Annotated in this window: 1 pseudogene; it reads right to left on the minus strand. The window is 42.1% G+C overall.

Annotated features, from left to right (window positions below):
- Positions 1–328 (minus strand): annotated as a pseudogene (locus ACRD62_RS22545) (group II intron reverse transcriptase/maturase); the annotation flags it as partial.

The following is a 328-nucleotide window of genomic DNA, read 5'->3' on the forward strand; positions in this document are numbered from 1 at the left end:
TGCTGGGTGTTACGACGTGGACGAAAACCAAAACTATAACTAGAGAATTCAGTTTCGTAATATTCCATTACCACTCTGGAAACTGCTTGTTGCAGTGTTCTGTCAATAGCGGTTGGAATGCCTAAAAGTCGGGTTTTACCTTTGCCTTTGGGTATTTCATTTCCGCGTATGGGTTGTGGTAAGTATTGGCCATTGCGAATCTGTGTTTCTAATTCTTTTCGGTTCTTGTCCAAATGTGATTTTAGTTCTGTGACTTTCATCCCATCAACGCCACCAGCACCTTTGTTTCGTATTACTTCCTTGCTAGCCGTTGTGAGGTTTACAGGAT

The organism is Carboxylicivirga caseinilyticus, from assembly GCF_050589785.1.
Lineage (GTDB): Bacteria > Bacteroidota > Bacteroidia > Bacteroidales > Marinilabiliaceae > Carboxylicivirga > Carboxylicivirga caseinilyticus.